The sequence below is a fragment of the Tritonibacter mobilis genome (assembly GCF_001681715.1).
Taxonomy (GTDB): Bacteria; Pseudomonadota; Alphaproteobacteria; order Rhodobacterales; family Rhodobacteraceae; genus Epibacterium; species Epibacterium mobile.
The window spans coordinates 1-17417 of sequence record NZ_LNWY01000036.1; the positions used below are offsets into that span (position 1 = coordinate 1).

The following is a 17417-nucleotide window of genomic DNA, read 5'->3' on the forward strand; positions in this document are numbered from 1 at the left end:
CAAATCAGCCCTGATTTTCCAAAAGGAAGGTCAGATCAACGCAACAAGCCACACGGCAAAAACAGCGGATTGGGTCAGTTTATGACGCCTAGGTCAATTTCGTCTGACGTTCAACAAATGGGAAGTGGCGGACCGAGGAGGATTCGAACCCCCGACCCCTTGATTCGTAGTCAAGTACTCTATCCAGCTGAGCTATCGGTCCACTGAGGGCGGGGTTTATAGCTGGCCCTCGACGGGCGCAACCCCAAAAATGATGCGACCGCCTGCATTAATTGCAACTGATCCGCCACGCCTGAGATGGCCAGTGATCGCAGAAGAAACACCGGATCACACCGCAAAGAAACCCCTCACCCCGGAGCGCGCTTAGCCTTCTCGATAAAGCAAGGACTGCCCATTGCTGAACAAATGCACTTTGTCAGGGGTAGCGTAGAGGCGCACATGGGTTCCGCGTAGGCCATTATGAATGCCGGGCAGTTTGGCCACGGATGGATCACGGCCCGGTGCAGCTTCAAAGTAGAGCACAGTCACTTCACCTAGCGCCTCCACAATGTTGACCTTGGCGTCAATCATGGCGCCCCCCTCTCCACCTTCGAACAAATCCTCGGGTCGCACGCCGACATTCACTTTTAGGCCCATGTCGCTGTCTCGGGTCGCAATTGCAGAGGAGATCACTTCACCGTTTTCCAATCGGATGCGGGTCAACTCACCTGTGCCAATCACTTCGCCCGGGATCAGGTTCATTGCAGGCGACCCAATGAATTGCGCCACAAATTCATTCTCCGGCCGTTCATAGAGTTCAAGCGGCGTACCCACTTGGGCGATGCCTTTGTTGGCCAGCACCACGATACGGGACGCAAGGGTCATTGCTTCCACCTGATCGTGGGTCACATAGATCATCGTGCTGTCTGGCATTGCCTCTTTCAACTGCGCGATTTCGATCCGTGTGGCGACCCTCAGGGCTGCGTCGAGGTTTGAGAGAGGTTCGTCAAACAAATAAACTTTGGGATCGCGCACAATGGCGCGGCCAATCGCGACGCGCTGACGCTGGCCACCCGAGAGCGCCTTGGGCAAGCGGTCGAGATAGTCTTCGAGTTGCAGGATTTTTGCCGCACGCGTAATCGCCGCATCGATCTCCGCCGCAGATTGTCCCGCAATTTTAAGGGCAAAGCCCATATTGTCGCGCACTGTCATATGCGGATAAAGCGCGTAACTCTGGAACACCATGGCGATGCCACGCTGCGCGGGCGGGATATCATTCATCACGCCCCCGTCAATCTCAAGGGTGCCACCGGTGATCCGCTCAAGCCCCGCGATCATGCGCAGCAGTGTGGACTTGCCACAGCCAGATGGCCCCACAAACACGATCAGCTCGCCCTGTTTGATATCGAGGTTGATATCCTTCAGGACATTCACCGCGCCGGCGTAGGTTTTCTCTACTCCGGTCAGTTTCAAATTCGCCATGGTTTCCTCCCAGAGACAATTATGCGCGCCGCGCGAGGCAGGCTTGCCAAGGGGCCAGTTTAACCCGCGCCCCACTTATGGTTGCCGTGCCGATTTCTGCGCCAAGCTGGTCCCACGCACCTGCGGGAAGCGTGACCTCTGCGTCTTGGTCGCTGAGATTAAAGGCACAGAATATGTCCTCACCTTCCGCGCTGCGCGTAAAACTCACCACCGTTCCCGATGCGGTAACCGCGTCGTGAGATCCTCGTGAGAGCGCAGCATGCGCCCGGCGTAGGGCGATCACCCGGCGATAGTGATGCAGCAAGGCATCCGGGTTTGCTTCCTGCTCCGCCACAGCCAATACACCATGCTCGAGGCTGACAGGCAGCCACGGGCGCGTCTCGGAAAAGCCGCCATAGGTATTGTCATTGGTCCAGACCATTGGCGTCCGGCAGCCATCTCGACCTTTGAATTCCGGCCAGAACTCAATGCCATAGGGGTCTTGCAGATCTTCGAAAGCAACCTCGGCCTCCGGCAGCCCCAACTCCTCACCCTGATAAATACAGACCGAACCACGCAGGCACATGATCAGCGTCGCGTGCAGGCGCAAGGCGGCATCAGAGAGGTTCCAACGGCTGACATGACGTTGAACATCATGATTTGAGAACGCCCAACAGGCCCAACCGTCTGCAGCAACGTCATCAACTTTTGCAAAAACCTCGGCCACGCGCGCAGCAATGAGCGGGTCTTTGGCCAGAAATTCAAAGGCATAGCACATGTGAACGCCCGTGTTTCCAGCGGTGTACTGACCAAGGATCTCCAGACCGCGCTGCGCGTCTCCCACCTCGCCCACGGCGGTTTTCGCCGGGTATTCATCCAGCAGTGCCCGGAACCGGGCCAGAAATTCGAGGTTCTCTGGCTGGTTCTTGGAATAGAGGTGCTCTTGGTGGTTATAGGGGTTCACCGAGGGAGCGATATTGGAATTGCGCTGATCCTTAGGTAGAGCTGGATTGGATCGTAACTCTTTGTCATGCATATAGAAATTAATCGTATCCAGTCGGAATCCATCCACTCCGCGCTCCAACCAAAAGCGGGTGGCGTCCAGCAACGCGTCCTGTACCGCAGCGCAGTGGAAGTTCAAATCCGGCTGCGAAACGAGGAAATTATGTAGGTAATACTGTTCACGCCGTGCGTCCCAGTGCCATGCGGGACCGCCAAAGATCGACAACCAGTTATTGGGGGGCGTGCCATCAGGCTGTGGATCGGCCCAGACGTACCAATCCGCCTTGGGATTGTCACGGCTCTGGCGGCTTTCTGCAAACCACGGGTGCTGGTCAGAGCTATGCGAGAGCACCAAATCGATCATCACCCGCAGACCCAGATCATGCGCCTTGGCCACCAATGCATCAAAGTCCGCGAGATTGCCGAACATCGGATCGACGTCGCAATAGTCGCTCACGTCATAACCGTAATCCTTCATTGGCGAGGTGAAGAAAGGCGAAATCCAGATCGCGTCCACCCCAAGCGAGGCAATATGCTCGAGCCGCGAGGTGATACCCGGCAGATCGCCGATGCCATCGCCATTGCTGTCTTGATAGCTGCGTGGATAGATCTGATAGATCACCGCCCCACGCCACCAGTCAGGGTCATGGGCCAGCACAGAAGCTGGATTGATAGAGGTCTGAGCGTTCATGTCTTGAGATCCGTCATCAGAGGGTAAGAGTAAGAGTGCAGGCGATCATTTGACCGACCCGGCCAGAAGCCCCCGCACGAGGTACTTTTGCATGGCAAAGAACACGCCAAGCGGCACCGCGATCGAGACAAAAGCGGAGGTCGCGAGGATCTCCCAATTGCCGCCGCGGGTGCCCAGAAGCTCCACGATTTGTTTCGTCATCACTGTGGTTTCCCCGGTGGCGTCGATCAGGAACACCATGGCAACCAACAGGTCATTCCATGTCCAGAGGAACTGAAAGATGGCGAAGGAGGCCAGCGCAGGAAAGGAGAGTGGCAGAATAATCCGGGTGAAAATCTGGAAATCCGTCGCCCCGTCCACCCGCGCGTTCTCAATAATGTCACGCGGAATGCCAACCATGTAGTTACGCAACAAGTAGATCGCGAGCGGTAAGCCAAACCCGGTGTGTGCCATCCAGACGCCAACATAGCCTTTGCCAATGCCGATCTCGTTGTGAAACTTCAAGAGCGGGATCAGCGCCAGTTGCAGCGGCACCACCAGAAGACCCACGATGGCTGCGATCAGTAGCGCGCGACCCGGAAACTCCATCCACGCAAGTGCATAGGCCGCAAAAGCCGCCACCAGGATCGGAATGATCGTCGCCGGGATCGTCACGGTGAGCGTATTGAAGAAGGCCCGCGCCATATTGTCAGTCGAGCCGCCGGAGATGAGGATCGTCTCATAGTTCTCAACTGTGAACTCTGGTGGAACAACAGCGGTCACGAACACGCGTGCGCCCCGACGCCCCTCCATTTGGCTCGCTGAGGTCAACCGGTAGCTGCCATCCGCCGCAACCGTCAGCTCCTCGCCGCCGCGCAAGGTCGCAGTGTCGCCCGCGACATAGGCATCGATCTCGCGGGCGTTGGTGCCCCAGACTGAAATCTCGGCAGAGGTGGCTTCCTCAAATAGGTTGCCCTCGATCACCCAAAGGTCGCCCACCTGAGCCTGCGTGTCCGGTGCCGCCGTGCGTAAAGTCTGGTTCTGCTCCGTCGGAAACAGCGCTTTCCACCAGCCGGATGTGGCGATCTGATCGCCTGTCCGGAAAGACGACACCAAGAGGCCAAGCGTCGGGAACAGCCATAGCCCCACCAGAACGACAACAGAGAGACGCAGCGCCCAGATCAGGCCCGGTTTTTGTCCAGCAATTGCACTCATGACCCCATTCTCCTCAGCGCATTTCGCGGCGCGCGTTGTAGACGTTCCAGACAAGGATCGGCATCACCAAGAGCATAATCACCATCGCCGAGGCCGAGCCCACGCCCCAGTCATTGGCGCGAAACAACTTGTCATACATGTAATTGGCCAGAACCTGCGTTTCCCACTGGCCGTTGGTCAGCGCGAACACGATGTCAAAGACCTTCAGCACCACGATGGTGATCGTCGTCCAGACCACCACGATGGTGCCCATGATTTGCGGTACCTTGATCTTGAAAAAGATCTGAAACGGCCCGGCCCCATCGACAATTGCAGCCTCAACGGTTTCTTCGGGAATGCCACGCAGGGCCGCCGATAGGATCACCATGGCAAAGCCGGTCTGAATCCACACCAGAACCATCATCAAAAAAAAGTTGTTCCAGAAGGGAATGGTCAGCCATTGCTGCGGCTCCACCCCGCCCAGCCAGATATAGACCGCGTTCAGAATACCAATCTGTTCCGTGCCCGGGGGACGAGCATCATAAACCAGCTTCCAGATCACCGCCGCTCCGACAAAGGAAATTGCCATCGGCATGAAGATCAAAGATTTGGCGATATTGCCCCACGCGAGGCGGTCCGTGAGCTGCGCCGCCAACAAACCAAAGGCGGTAGAGGCCGCAGGCACCACCAATAGCCAGAGGAAGTTGTTTTGCAGTGCTTCCCAGAATTTCGCCTCTGCCAGCATCTGCTTATAGTTCTCAAGCCCCACAAATTCTGAGCCACCACCCGGCACGCGCTCTGTCAGCGACAGACGCATGGTCTCGACCACCGGATAGGCAAGATAGAGCCCGAGCGCGAGCAGAGCGGGCAACAGGAAGAGCCACGGGCGCACCATGTTGGCCCGGCGAATATTCTTGGCGATGTCCTTGCCACGAGCTGGAAAAATGAACGTGTCGAGGATGATATTCGAGAGGTAGAAATAGCCGACACAGCCCCCGACGCCGAAAGCGATGGTCAGCAGCCCCTGAATGGCTGGATGCATGACTGGCTCCTGAAGAAAGCATGGATGCCGAGGACGCTTGATTTAGGCAAGGCACACCACCGGCAAGGGGCAGGGCCACCGATCCGGGCGGCCCTGCGGGAGAGGCGCGAATTTACTTGAGCGCGTCCCAGGAAGACTGGATCTCAGCCGCGACTTCTGCTGCGGGTTTGCCACCTGCATAATCGACCATACCGGTCCAGAAGGAGCCTGCACCCACACCCCCCGGCATCAGGTCGGATGCATCAAAACGGAAGGTGTCAGCAGAAAGAAGGATGTCGCCCATTTTCTTGAGCGTGTCGGTGGCATAGAGGTCCGTGTTGACGCTCTTGAGCGGGGTCAAGAAACCCTGCTGTGCCATCCAGACCTCATGCGCGATCGGGGATTTCAAGAACTCCATCAGCGCCTGAGCACCGGTGCTGTCATTCGTAATCGACCAGATGGTGCCAGCGCCCAGAACCGGGTTGCCAAGTTCCTTGCCCTCATAGGCGGGGAAGTAGAAGAAATCCGCGTCCAACCCCATTTCGGTGCCTTCCGGGAAGAAGGCGGGAATGAAGGAGGCCTGACGGTGCATCATGCATTGCGGCGGGCTTGAAAACAGGCCTTTGGGGCTGTCACGAAAATCGGTCGAGGCCACGGCCCCTGCCCCGCCAGAGACGAAATCGTCGTTGCGGGCAAACCAGCCAAATTCCTCAATCGCACCAACCACTGCCGGGTCGTCGAACTTGATCTCGTTGGATACCCATTTGTCGTAGACAGCGGGTTCCTGCGTGCGCAGCATCATGTCCTCGACCCAGTCGGTCGCCGGCCATCCCGTCGCCCCACCGGACCCCAAGCCGATGCACCATGGGGTATTGCCATCGGCAACCATTTGCTCGGTCAGGGCCTTCAAATCCTCCATGGATTGGGGCACATCATAGCCGAAATCTTCAAAATTTTCTGGGTTGTACCAGACTAGTGATTTTACATCGACCTTGTAGAACAGACCAAAGAGACCGTCATTGCCGTCCGGGCCGGAGAAGGTCCCCAGATCAACCCACGACTGCCCAGCGGCGTAATTGTCGCGCACCCAATTTGCGGTCTCATCCCCGAGCGGCGTGACAAAGCCACGTTTGGCCATATCCGACACAAGGCCCGGCTGCGGGAAGACGGCAACATTGGGGGCAGATCCGGCCTCGGCGTCCACCACGATTTGCTGCTCGAAGCTGTCAGAACCTGCATAGCGCACATCCGCGCCGGTCGCAGCGGCGAAGTAAGCCAGTACGTTCTCGACCAATTCCTGATCCGGCCCGAGCCATGGGCCAAAGACCGTGACCTGCTCTCCGTTGAGGTCGATCTTTTCCAACTCAGCATAGCTGTCCCAGTTAAAGGCGCCCTCGCCGACCGGAAAAATCAGATCCTGGGCAGTGGCCGCTCCCGCCACCAGCGCCGTGACGGCTGCAGCCGACATCAATACTCGTTTCATTGGTTCTCCTCCCTATCCTCACCGCGCGACCGCCTGGGTTGATTGCTCGCTGACCATTCCAGCTCTAGCTGTGCTCAATCCAAGTGACTCAAAGCGCTTTGATTGATTTCAAACTTTCGGATTCGAACCCTCCTGTCAACATTTCTCTCAGAAAAGAACAACATTAACACTTGAACTAGCGCCATACTCATAGTCATAAAGTAGGACAGGTCTCAGGCTACAAACTCTGCATTTGGCAACACATTTAAAGCGCTTTGGAGGCAAAACCTCATGAACCTCAAAGAACTTTCAGCTCTTCTTGGCTTGTCGCAGACCACGGTAAGCCGAGCCTTAAACGGCTATCCGGAGGTAAGTGAGGCCACCCGCAGACGGGTGATGCAGGTCGCCGATGAACACAATTATCGCCCCAATACGCGCGCCAAAGCACTGGCGACGGGGCGCGCTATGGCCATCGGGCATGTGATTCCCCTTTCGACCCAGCACGAGATGATGAACCCGATTTTCGGGGATTTTATTGCCGGCGCGGGCGAGAGCTACAGCCAGGCAGGTTACGACATGGTGCTGTCACTGGTCGCGGATGAGGACCAGTCGCGCGCCTATCACGAGATGTTCGCCAAACGAAACGTCGACGGCATCGTCTTGCACGCCCCCAAAATGCAAGACAGCCGGATCACCATGCTGCAGGAGATCGGCCTGCCTTTCGCGGTGCATGGGCGCGCGACCGATATCACGACGCCTTACAGCTGGTTGGATGTCAACAACACCAGCGCCTTTCGGCGCGCAACGGATTTTCTGTTAGATCTTGGCCACCGCCACATCTGTCTTGTCAACGGTCAGGAGAGCATGGATTTTGCCTTCCGCCGTCGCGAGGGATACGCCGCCGCACTGCAAGCGCGCGACATTGCCCCGGACCCGGCCCTGATGTTTGCGGGCGAGATGACAGAAGTTTACGGCTACGACACGGTTCGACGCACGCAAAGCCTGGAAACACCGCCGACGGCATATCTTGTGTCGTCAATCATCGCAGCCTTTGGTGTGCGCCGCGCAATCGAAGAACTAGGGTTGGTAATGGGACGTGATGTCTCTGTGATCACCCATGACGACGATCTGTCCTATCTGCGAAACGGGGCTGAGGTGCCAGTTTTCACCTCCACGCGATCTTCTGTACGGGTTGCCGGGCGCAGACTGGCCAAGCTGCTGATTTCTCAGATCGAAGAGCCCTGCGCTTCCCCTTTGACCGAACTCCTAGAGGCCGAACTGACCGTTGGCCGCTCCACCGGGCCTGCCCCCCACAGGACATAAAGACATGTACGACTTTAACTTCACCCGCAGTGATTTCCCCGACGGCTTTTTGTTTGGCTGTGCGACGTCGTCCTATCAGATCGAAGGACATCAATTTGGCGGTGCCGGGCTTACCCATTGGGACAGTTTCGCAGCGACGCCCGGCAATGTGGTGCGGGCCGAAAACGGCGCGCTGGCCTGCGATCACTACCACCGTTTTGAGGAGGACCTGGACCTCGCGGCAGCCGCCGGGTTTGACTGCTATCGGTTCTCGACCAGTTGGGCACGCGTTCTGCCCGACGGTATCGGCAGCCCCAACGCCGAAGGGCTCGATTTTTATGACCGGTTGACGGACGCGATGCTGGAGCGGGGCCTTAAACCCTGCGCAACTCTTTACCACTGGGAGCTCCCCCAGCCGCTCGCCGATCTTGGGGGCTGGCGCAATCGGGAAATTGGCAATTGGTTCGCCGAGTTCACAGATGTGATCATGTCACGGATCGGCGACCGGATGTATTCTGTCGCGCCGATCAATGAACCGTGGTGTGTGGGGTGGTTGTCGCATTTCCTCGGCCACCATGCGCCCGGTCTTCGCGACATTCGCGCAACTGCGCGTGCCATGCATCATGTGCTGCTTGCCCACGGCCGCGCCATCGAGGTGATGCGCGGTCTCGGTATGTCCAATCTTGGCGCGGTGTTCAATTTTGAATGGGCAGAACCTGTGGATCAGAACCCAGAAGCCCTCGCGGCAGCTGAGACCTATGATGCGATCTACAATCGTTTTTTCCTCGGCGGTGCGTTCAAGGGCGCATATCCACAGGCCGCGCTGAAAGGGCTGGAACCCCACCTCCCCACAGGCTGGCAGGATGACTTTGAAACCATTACCCAACCGGTCGATTGGTGCGGGCTGAATTACTACACACGCAAGGTGATCGGACCGGATGCAGGCCCGTGGCCGCATTACGCCGAATTGGATGGGCCGTTCCCGAAAACCCAGATGGGTTGGGAAATTTACCCGGACGGGCTCTATCACTTTTTGACGCGCACCGCGCAGGAGTACACCGGCGACCTTCCCCTGATTGTGACCGAAAATGGCATGGCGAACCCGGATGTATTACAGGATGGTGCCGTCCATGACGAAGCGCGTATTGCCTATGTGGAGGCGCATTTGGCACGTGTCCGCCGGGCCATTTCAGAGGGCGTACCGGTTGAGGGGTATTTCCTGTGGTCACTCCTCGACAACTACGAATGGGCGTTGGGGTATGAGAAACGCTTTGGCTTGGTGCATGTGGATTTCGACACGCTGACGCGCACACCAAAGTCCTCGTATGAGGCGCTCATGCGCGCACTGGCCAACTGACAGTTTCATCAAATGTGCGCGCCGCGCAGAACGCGCGGCGCTGCCAAATTACGCCGCAGCGGTCGCCGCAGGAACGAGCTCGCGATACAGCTCGGTGACACGCGCAGCAGCGTCTGCTGCCTCGCGCCCTTTTTTCACGAAGTGATCGACGAAGAAGGCGTGATGCTCTTCGCTGGGTTGGAAGTGATGTGGCGTGAGCGATACGGATAGGACCGGAACACCCGTTTTGAGCCCTGCATCCATCAAACCGGAAACAACGGCCTGGGCCACAAAATCATGACGGTAAAGACCGCCGTCGACCACCAAAGCTGCCGCTGCAACAGCGTCGTAATCGCCGGTGGCCGCGAGATTTTGAGCCAGCAATGGCATCTCAAACGCACCGGGGACGTCGAAGACATCCACACTCGCGTCAAGACCAAGTTCGTCCAGCCGTTGCTGAAAACCAATCAGCGCCTGATCCACGATGTCGGCATGCCATTGAGCCTTGATGAAGGCGAATTTTGGGGATTTTGTCATAGCTCTTGATCCTTTCAACATGACAGAATCCCAGAGCGCAAAAGACCACCCGCACCCATCGGTACGCGCAGTACATTCTCTCCCATCCGGACTATGACCGTCGGCCCCGGAATTCCACCGGATCTGCTGACCCATCCCAACGGGATGGCGCTCGCGGGCTGTAACCGCCGGTGGGGAATTTCACCCCGCCCTGAGAATGAAATTGAGCTAGGGGCTGGTCGTGCATTTGTCAATGGAGCCATGCTTAAGCGGCGACTTGTACGAAGCGCCGCTTTGCTTTGTCACTTTTTTGCGCAGAACGTCACAAAACTGTGCTAAAAACACCCTAAACAGCAAATGGAAACGTTTCCAAACCACGAATCGAGACTTTTTGCATGGCTAACAAAACCCGCATCACCATCAAGGATGTCGCCCGTGCGGCAGGGTGCGGTGTCGCTACAGCAAGCCGTGTTCTGAATAAATCTGGCTCGGCCAGCTCAGAGACTCGCGAACGGGTTGAGCAAGCCGCGCGCGATCTTGGATTTGCGTTTTCAGCTACCGGTCGCGCTTTGCAAAGCCGTAAGAGTATGACGGTGGGGTGCCTGATCCCGTCGCTTGCCAATCCGGTTTTTGCCGAAGCGGTACAAGGCGCACAGGAAGAACTACGCAAAGAGGGCTATCAGCTGCTGGTGGCCAGCTCCAACTATGACGGTGAAACCGACAACGAAATCCTCACAACGCTATTGGCCAAAGATGTCGACGGGTTGCTGGTGACCATGGTGGACCCGCAGGACAGCTCAGCGCTGAACATGGCGCAGGGCCGAAATGTCCCCACATGTCTGATGTTTCACGACCCCCTGCCCGGCTGGCCAAGCGCGCATGTGTCCAACGCCGAGGCCGCCGCGGAGGTTGCACGCCGATTTGCACGGTATGGCCACCGGCGCACGGGGTTTTTGGCGCTTCGCTTTGCAACATCAGATCGCTCGCGCAATCGTTTTGACGGGTTTCGCGCAGAATGCGCGGCGCAGAACCTGCCTGCACCAGAACTCATTGAAATTACTGAAACCGAGGCCAATACCCCAAGCATCCTTGCGCAACGTCTGTGCGAGCACCCCGAACTGACCGCGATCTTTGCGTCGAATGATTTTCTCGCAATCGCGGTGCAAAAGGCCGCGAACCTCATGGGCTGGCACGTGCCGCAGGATCTGTCGGTGGTGGGGTTTGACGGTATTGAGGTGGGGCGGCTTTTAGATCGCCCGCTTGCGACCATTGAAACCACACCAGAGGCGATGGGCCGTCAGGCTGCGCAAACGCTTTTGGTTGGATTGCAGGGAGGCGAAATGGCTGAGCTCACGCCCCTGCCCTTTACTTTCCGTGTTGGGGCAACCTTGTCCACGCCCCGCACGAAAAGCCCTGACGACGACCGGGGTGCTGCCCAGTCGCCGTCTGTTCCCCCGCTCACGTCCAACGTCAAACAAGGATGAACCCATGAAACATATCGCTCTTGCGGGTCTGGCTGCAACCGCTCTTGCAGCGCCGCTTACAACCACATTTGCAACTTCTGCGCAGGCCGAAGATGCCATCTGCTACAACTGCCCGCCGCAGTGGGCGGACTGGGCCTCTATGCTGGAAGCCATCGAGACTGAAATCGGCGTCAGCCTCCCGCATGACAATAAAAACTCCGGTCAGACCTTTGCGCAACTGGTGGCTGAAAAGGAAAACCCGGTCGCGGATGTTGCCTATTATGGCGTCACCACCGGCATCAAGGCGGGCAAAGAAGGGCTGGTCGAGGCCTATAAGCCTGCGGGTTTTGACGACATCCCCGAAGGGCTGAAAGATCCAGAGGGCAAGTGGTTTGCGGTTCATTACGGCACCATCGGGTTCTTTGTGAATGTCGATGCCCTTGGCGGAGCGCCAGTGCCGCAGTGTTTTGCCGACCTGAAAAAGCCCGAATATCAGGGTATGGTGGGCTATCTCGATCCGTCCTCGGCGTTTGTCGGCTATGCGGGTGCGGTGGCTGCCAACCTTGCCTTTGGCGGCGATCTTCAGAACTTTGACCCGGCGATCCAATTCTTCTCTGAATTGGCGGAGAACTCACCGATTGTGCCGAAGCAGACCTCCTTTGCGCGCGTGGTTTCGGGCGAAATCCCGATCCTCTTTGACTATGACTTCAACGCGTATCGCGCAAAATATGAAGAGGACGGCAATTTTGAATTCGTCCTGCCCTGCGAAGGGTCCGTGCGCGTCCCTTACGTCATGAGCCTTGTAGGGAATGCTCCGCACAGCGAAACCGGCAAGAAAGTTCTGGACTTCATCCTGTCCGACAAGGGTCAGGCGATCTGGACCAATGCCTATCTGCAGCCCTCCCGTCCGGTGGAACTGCCTGCCGAGGTGGCCGAGAAGTTCTTGCCCGCAAGCGACTATGAGCGCGCGCAGGCTGTGGACTATGCCGAAATGGAAAAAGCGCAGGCCGGTTTTGGCGAACGCTACCTGAACGAAGTGAAATAACTCCATTTCCGGGAGCGCGCGACCTTGCGCGCTCTCGGATCTAATGAAAGAGACCCCCGTGACGGCCCGTTCCTTTGGCGTCTTATGCCTTCTCCCACTGCTGATATTCTCGCTCGCGTTTCTGGCGTTGCCTTTGGTGCGCCTCGTGCTGTCGTCCTCTGAGGGCGCGGACGGCTGGAGCGTCTATATCCGTATGTTGCAAACCCCGCGTTATCTGGCTGCCCTTCTGCAGACCCTTCTGGTCTCGGGCGCTGTGACTGTCGCCGCCTTGGCAGTCTCCACCACTGCGGGGCTTTTTCTGACCCGCAATCGGTTCTGGGGACGCAGTGCCCTGTTGTCGATCCTGACACTGCCCCTCGCGTTTCCCGGTGTGGTGGTTGGTTTTATGATCATTCTCCTGGGCGGGCGTCAGGGGTTGGTGAACCAGATCACCCCCGGCCATGTTGTTATTGCCTATTCCACCTTTGGGTTGTTTCTGGGCTATCTCTATTTCTCCATCCCACGAGTGCTGCTTACGGTGATGGCCGCAGCGGAAAAGATCGACCCGGCGCTGGAAGAAGCGGCGCGCAGTCTTGGCGCACCTGCATATAGGGTGCTGTGGGACGTGCTGCTCCCGGCCCTGCGTCCGGCAATGGTTGCGGCAGGGGCAATCGCATTTGCCACCGCCATGGGCGCGTTTGGCACGGCATTCACCTTGGCCACCGACATCGATGTGCTACCGATGGTGATCTACACGGAGTTCACGCTCTCGGCCAATTTCGCCATGGCCTCGGCGCTCTCTATCGCATTGGGCGTCGTCACCTGGGGCGTCCTGCTGATCGCACGCAGCCTCTCTGGCGGCACAGTCGCGGCGGGAGGATAAAAGATGATGAGACTTCCAAAACTGTTATCAATGCTGGTCACATTGCTGGCCTGCGCCTTTTTGCTGGTGCCAACCTTGCAATCCGTGTTGGCAGGTATCACCGCCAACTATTTCCGCGGCATCTCCTCCGGGCTGACCCTCAAATGGGTGATTGAGGTCTGGACGCTTTATGCAGATAGTATTTTCCTCTCCATCTGGCTGGCGATTACCTGTCTTGCGGTGACGCTCATTCTGGGCGTGCCTGCAGCCTATGCGCTGGCCCGCAACCCCGGCCGTCTGTCGCGGGTTCTTGAGGAATTCATCTCCCTGCCGCTGGCAATTCCGGGCCTCGCGCTGGCGCTGGCGTTGTTGCAGCTTTATGGCTCCCAGCAGGGGTTTCGCGCTCACTGGAGTTTCATCCTCGTGGGGCATGTGCTCTACACCCTACCCTTCATGGTGCGGGCGGTGCAGGCGGTGCTTGCGGCCATCGACCTGAAAACGCTCGAAGAAGGTGCAGCCTCACTTGGTGCAGGGCCTGCGCGTCGGTTTGTCGATATCGTCGTCCCCAATGCCTTGCCCGGCATCCTCGCCGGGAGCCTTACGGTGGTGACGCTCTCCATTGGTGAATTCAATCTTACATGGATGCTGCACACGCCACTGCTGAAAACCCTGCCGGTCGGGCTAGCGGATTCTTACGCCTCCATGCGGCTGGAGATCGCTTCTGCCTATACGCTGGTTTTCTTTGTGATGATCGTCCCGCTTCTAATGGCCATGCAATGGGCCTCCGCCCGTGCCCAAAGGATACTGTCATGACCCTGTCTCTTTCGTCTGTTGCCAAAACCTATGGTGATGGCACCCGCGCCCTGAACCCAACCGATCTGGAGATCAATCCCGGCGAGATCATTTCGCTCCTTGGCCCCTCAGGCTGCGGCAAGACCACCCTGTTGCGGCTGATTGCCGGACTTGAAGTGCCGGATAATGGCGCGAACATCCGGTTTGGCGACGAGGATGTCACCCGCCTCCCCGTGGAAAAGCGCAACGTCGGCATGGTGTTCCAATCCTATGCGCTGTTTCCCAATATGTCCGTGCGCGACAATATTGGCTACGGGCTAAAGATGCAGCGTCTGCCGCGCGCCGAGATCCAGAGCCGTGTGGACGAGGTGATCGCCCTGTGTCGTCTGGAGCCCTACGCAAACCGCGCGATCACCGCCCTGTCCGGCGGGCAGCGACAGCGCGTCGCCCTCGCCCGCGCCTTTGCACCGCGCCCACGTCTGATGCTGCTGGACGAACCCCTGTCCGCGCTTGATGCGGCCTTGCGGCTGGAGTTGCGCGACGAGTTGGCGGCCTTGCTGCGCCAGTTTGGCACCACGGTGATTTTTGTCACGCACGATCAGGACGAGGCCCTCGCTATCGCTGATCGCGTCGCAGTGATGGAAGGCGGAAAAATCCGCCAGATCGGCACACCAGAGGAGCTTTATCGCAACCCTCAATCCGCCTTTGTCGCGGAATTCGTAGGGCACGCGATGCCACTTTCTGGTGAAATCAGACAGCAAACCCTGTGTCTGGAAGGTGGTGAGCTGCCGCTCCCGGATCATGCAGGCGGTGGCTCGGTTTATGTGCGCGCAGAAGACTTGCGTGCCGACCCGACAGGACCGTTACAAGCGAAGGTAGAGACCGTCACCTTCCTTGGCACACACTACCGACTGGGCCTCACCGGCCTCACGGGGCAGCGCATGTTTGCACTGCATCATGGCGCCTCTTCGCCTGCTATTGGCGATAATTTACGCCTGTCCATCGCGCCCGATGCGCTGATCTGCCTTCCTCATTCGTAAAGCTTAAACATGACTTCATTCATTCAACTCACCGACACGCATATCGTCTCTGAGGGCAGCCTCGCATATGGCCGTTCGAATACCGCCGCCGCGCTTGTCAGTGCGGTCGAGACCATAAATGCACGGCTGCCACTGCTGGATCCGGTTGACTGTGTGGTTCTGACCGGAGATCTGACGGATCACGGCAGCGCCGATGAATACACCCGTCTGCGCCAGTTGCTCTCGCCGCTTAAGGTGCCGTTGCGGGCGATCCCCGGCAATCACGACCTGCGCGAGGCGATGCGTGCAGCCTTTGCCGATGAAGACTGGATGCCCGGCTCTGGTCCGATCCAATGGCACCACGACTTTGGCCCCTTCTCGATGATCGGGCTTGATACGCTGGTCGAAGGCGCGCCCTACGGTCTGGTTTGCGAAGACGGGCTTTTGTTTCTAGAGCGCACCCTGTCTGAGCTCGAGGATAAACCGATTGTCGTCGCCACCCATCACCCATGGATACGCTCAGGCATGGTTGAGATGGATCGCAATAATCTACGCAATGGGCAGGCGGTGCTGGAACTGCTGCAAAACCACTCTGGTCCTGCGCAAATAATATCGGGCCACCTACATCGTGCCATGTCGGCACTGGTCGGCGGCATCCTGCATCAGGTTGCGCCTGCGCCTTGCCATGCGGTGCATCTGGACCAGCGTGAAGACACCACCAACAGCCTCGTATTAGAGCCGGGCAACGTCACGATATACAATTGGCGCGGCGCGGATGGCGGACTTGTGAGCGACACACTCCCCATCGGAAGCCACCCCGGACCATGGCCGTTTTATGGTTAGGTAACCCGCCCATGGGCCAGATAAAAACACACACTCAACCACCCGCAGGCGCAGGAATATTTCTTTTACAACAATAGTGTAGCTTTCCTCTTTTCCCTCCAGTTGGAACCGCTACAAAGCGGCCAATTGAAACTGGGGAGAGGAGAACTCCATGTTGAACTTCCTATCCCGGCCAATGGTGCGTCTCATTGACCGGTATCTGCCTGATCCGTTTGTTTTTGTTCTGGTGCTTACCCTGATCGCGGGCCTTGCCGCCGTCTTGACGCAAGGCACTGGCCCGCTCGAAGTTGTGACGATATGGGGCGATGGGTTTTGGTCATTGCTGACCTTTTCCATGCAAATGTTGCTGGTGCTGGTCACGGGCTACATGATGGCCTCCACCCCGCTGGTACGACGTGGCCTGACCGCACTCGCGAGCCTTGCCAATAGTGCCGGGGGTGCCATTCTGTTGGTGAGCTTTGTGTCGCTTGCCGCATCATGGATCAACTGGGGCTTTGGGCTTGTTGTGGGTGCGTTGTTTGCACGCGAGTTGGCCCGTACGATCCGCGTGGATTATCGCCTACTGGTCGCCTCGGCCTATTCCGGGTTTATCGTATGGCACGGCGGGCTTGCGGGCTCGATCCCATTGTCCATCGCAACCGACGGCCACCCGTTTGCCGATATCACTGGGGTCATCCCGACTTCTCAGACGATCTTTTCCGTCTATAACCTCGTGATCGTAGCGGCATTGTTTATCGCAATCCCGCTGGTCAACCGGGCCATGCTGCCGCGCGAGGATGAAGCGGTCTATATTGACCCTGCGCTCCTAGAAGACAGCACTCCGGAAAAAAGCGGCGTCTCGACACCGGCAGACCGCATTGAAAACAGCTTTGTTCTGTCTTTGTTGATCGGTGCGGCGGGTGCAGCGTGGCTGATCCAGTATTTTGCAGCAGGCAATGGCCTGTCACTCAATGTAATCAACTTCTTGTTCCTGACGGTGGCCACCATCCTGCACGGTAGCCCCCGGAACCTTCTGAACGCCCTGACTGACGCGGTAAAAGGCGGAGCGGGCATTGTGATCCAGTTCCCATTCTATGCCGGGATCATGGCAATCATGGTGCAATCGGGACTGGCGGCAAGCATTTCTGAAGCTCTCGTCGGTCTTGCAAGCGCAACATCGCTGCCGTTCTGGTCGTTCATTTCCGCCGGGATCGTCAATTTCTTCGTCCCTTCAGGCGGCGGACAATGGGCTGTGCAGGCCCCGGTGATCCTACCCGCAGCCGAAGCGTTGGGTGCGGATATCGCGCGCACGGCCATGGCGGTTGCATGGGGTGATGCGTGGACCAATATGGTGCAGCCTTTCTGGGCGCTGCCGATCCTTGGGATCGCAGGCCTGCGTGCCAAGGACATCATGGGGTTCTGCGTGGTGCATCTGCTCCTGTCCGGCCTCATTATCGCGGCCGGGCTGGTCTTTATCTAAAACAAAAAGCGC

General features: G+C 58.0%; 15 protein-coding genes, 1 tRNA gene and 1 riboswitch. Of the genes, 9 read left to right on the forward strand and 7 right to left on the reverse strand.

The annotated features are described in order from the left end of the window. Nucleotides 1-125 precede the first annotated feature (125 nt). The 6 genes from UB90_RS21785 to UB90_RS21810 all read right to left on the reverse strand — a co-directional run bounded on the left by UB90_RS21785 (nucleotide 126) and on the right by UB90_RS21810 (nucleotide 6810). Nucleotides 126-202 (reverse strand) — tRNA-Arg (locus UB90_RS21785). A 161-nt stretch (nucleotides 203-363) separates the two neighbouring features. Then, nucleotides 364-1461, reverse strand: coding sequence for an ABC transporter ATP-binding protein (locus tag UB90_RS21790; protein WP_065326750.1), 1098 nt, complete (start codon nucleotides 1459-1461; stop codon nucleotides 364-366). Nucleotides 1462-1480: 19 nt separating this feature from the next. Continuing rightward, nucleotides 1481-3133, reverse strand: coding sequence for a beta-galactosidase BglA (gene bglA / locus UB90_RS21795; RefSeq protein ID WP_065326751.1), 1653 nt, complete (start codon nucleotides 3131-3133; stop codon nucleotides 1481-1483). A gap of 45 nt (nucleotides 3134-3178) precedes the next feature. Then, nucleotides 3179-4327, reverse strand: coding sequence for a carbohydrate ABC transporter permease (locus tag UB90_RS21800; protein ID WP_005614640.1), 1149 nt, complete (start codon nucleotides 4325-4327; stop codon nucleotides 3179-3181). A 13-nt stretch (nucleotides 4328-4340) separates the two neighbouring features. Further along, nucleotides 4341-5348, reverse strand: coding sequence for a carbohydrate ABC transporter permease (locus UB90_RS21805; RefSeq protein WP_005614641.1), 1008 nt, complete (start codon nucleotides 5346-5348; stop codon nucleotides 4341-4343). 112 nt (nucleotides 5349-5460) lie between these two features. Next, nucleotides 5461-6810 carry an ABC transporter substrate-binding protein gene (locus UB90_RS21810; protein WP_065326752.1) on the reverse strand — a complete coding sequence of 450 codons (1350 nt, stop codon included), beginning with the start codon at nucleotides 6808-6810 and terminating at the stop codon, nucleotides 5461-5463. A gap of 270 nt (nucleotides 6811-7080) precedes the next feature. Between UB90_RS21810 and UB90_RS21815 the strand changes: the two genes are divergently transcribed. After that, nucleotides 7081-8112, forward strand: coding sequence for a substrate-binding domain-containing protein (locus UB90_RS21815; protein WP_065326753.1), 1032 nt, complete (start codon nucleotides 7081-7083; stop codon nucleotides 8110-8112). A gap of 4 nt (nucleotides 8113-8116) precedes the next feature. Further along, nucleotides 8117-9448 carry a GH1 family beta-glucosidase gene (locus tag UB90_RS21820; RefSeq protein ID WP_065332077.1) on the forward strand — a complete coding sequence of 444 codons (1332 nt, stop codon included), beginning with the start codon at nucleotides 8117-8119 and terminating at the stop codon, nucleotides 9446-9448. A gap of 48 nt (nucleotides 9449-9496) precedes the next feature. On the opposite strand, the gene UB90_RS21825 is transcribed toward UB90_RS21820, so the two are convergent. Then, nucleotides 9497-9964, reverse strand: a complete 468-nt coding sequence (locus UB90_RS21825) for a 6,7-dimethyl-8-ribityllumazine synthase (protein ID WP_065326755.1) — start codon at nucleotides 9962-9964, stop codon at nucleotides 9497-9499. A gap of 70 nt (nucleotides 9965-10034) precedes the next feature. After that, a riboswitch (FMN riboswitch) is annotated at nucleotides 10035-10166 on the reverse strand. Nucleotides 10167-10338: 172 nt separating this feature from the next. Here UB90_RS21825 and UB90_RS21830 point away from each other — a divergent pair. The 7 genes from UB90_RS21830 to UB90_RS21860 all read left to right on the forward strand — a co-directional run bounded on the left by UB90_RS21830 (nucleotide 10339) and on the right by UB90_RS21860 (nucleotide 17405). Next, the gene (locus tag UB90_RS21830) at nucleotides 10339-11427 is read left to right on the forward strand and encodes a LacI family DNA-binding transcriptional regulator (protein WP_065326756.1); all 1089 of its coding nucleotides are present in this window, start codon (nucleotides 10339-10341) and stop codon (nucleotides 11425-11427) included. A gap of 4 nt (nucleotides 11428-11431) precedes the next feature. Next, the gene (locus UB90_RS21835; protein ID WP_065326757.1) at nucleotides 11432-12451 is read left to right on the forward strand and encodes an ABC transporter substrate-binding protein; all 1020 of its coding nucleotides are present in this window, start codon (nucleotides 11432-11434) and stop codon (nucleotides 12449-12451) included. Nucleotides 12452-12509: 58 nt separating this feature from the next. Further along, complete coding sequence (locus UB90_RS21840; protein ID WP_065326786.1) at nucleotides 12510-13313, forward strand: ABC transporter permease; 804 nt, start codon at nucleotides 12510-12512, stop codon at nucleotides 13311-13313. Between the two features lie 3 nt (nucleotides 13314-13316). Continuing rightward, on the forward strand, nucleotides 13317-14105 hold the full coding sequence (locus tag UB90_RS21845) for an ABC transporter permease (protein ID WP_009178395.1): 789 nt from the start codon (nucleotides 13317-13319) through the stop codon (nucleotides 14103-14105). Further along, nucleotides 14102-15124 carry an ABC transporter ATP-binding protein gene (locus UB90_RS21850; protein WP_065326758.1) on the forward strand — a complete coding sequence of 341 codons (1023 nt, stop codon included), beginning with the start codon at nucleotides 14102-14104 and terminating at the stop codon, nucleotides 15122-15124. The genes UB90_RS21845 and UB90_RS21850 overlap by 4 nt, the downstream gene beginning before the upstream one ends. Nucleotides 15125-15133: 9 nt before the next feature. Next, nucleotides 15134-15946: a phosphodiesterase gene (locus tag UB90_RS21855; RefSeq protein WP_065326759.1), complete on the forward strand. Its 813-nt coding sequence runs from the start codon at nucleotides 15134-15136 to the stop codon at nucleotides 15944-15946. Nucleotides 15947-16097: 151 nt separating this feature from the next. Next, a complete protein-coding gene (locus tag UB90_RS21860) occupies nucleotides 16098-17405 on the forward strand; it encodes a short-chain fatty acid transporter (protein WP_005614661.1) in 1308 nt (435 codons plus the stop codon). Nucleotides 17406-17417: the final 12 nt, after the last annotated feature.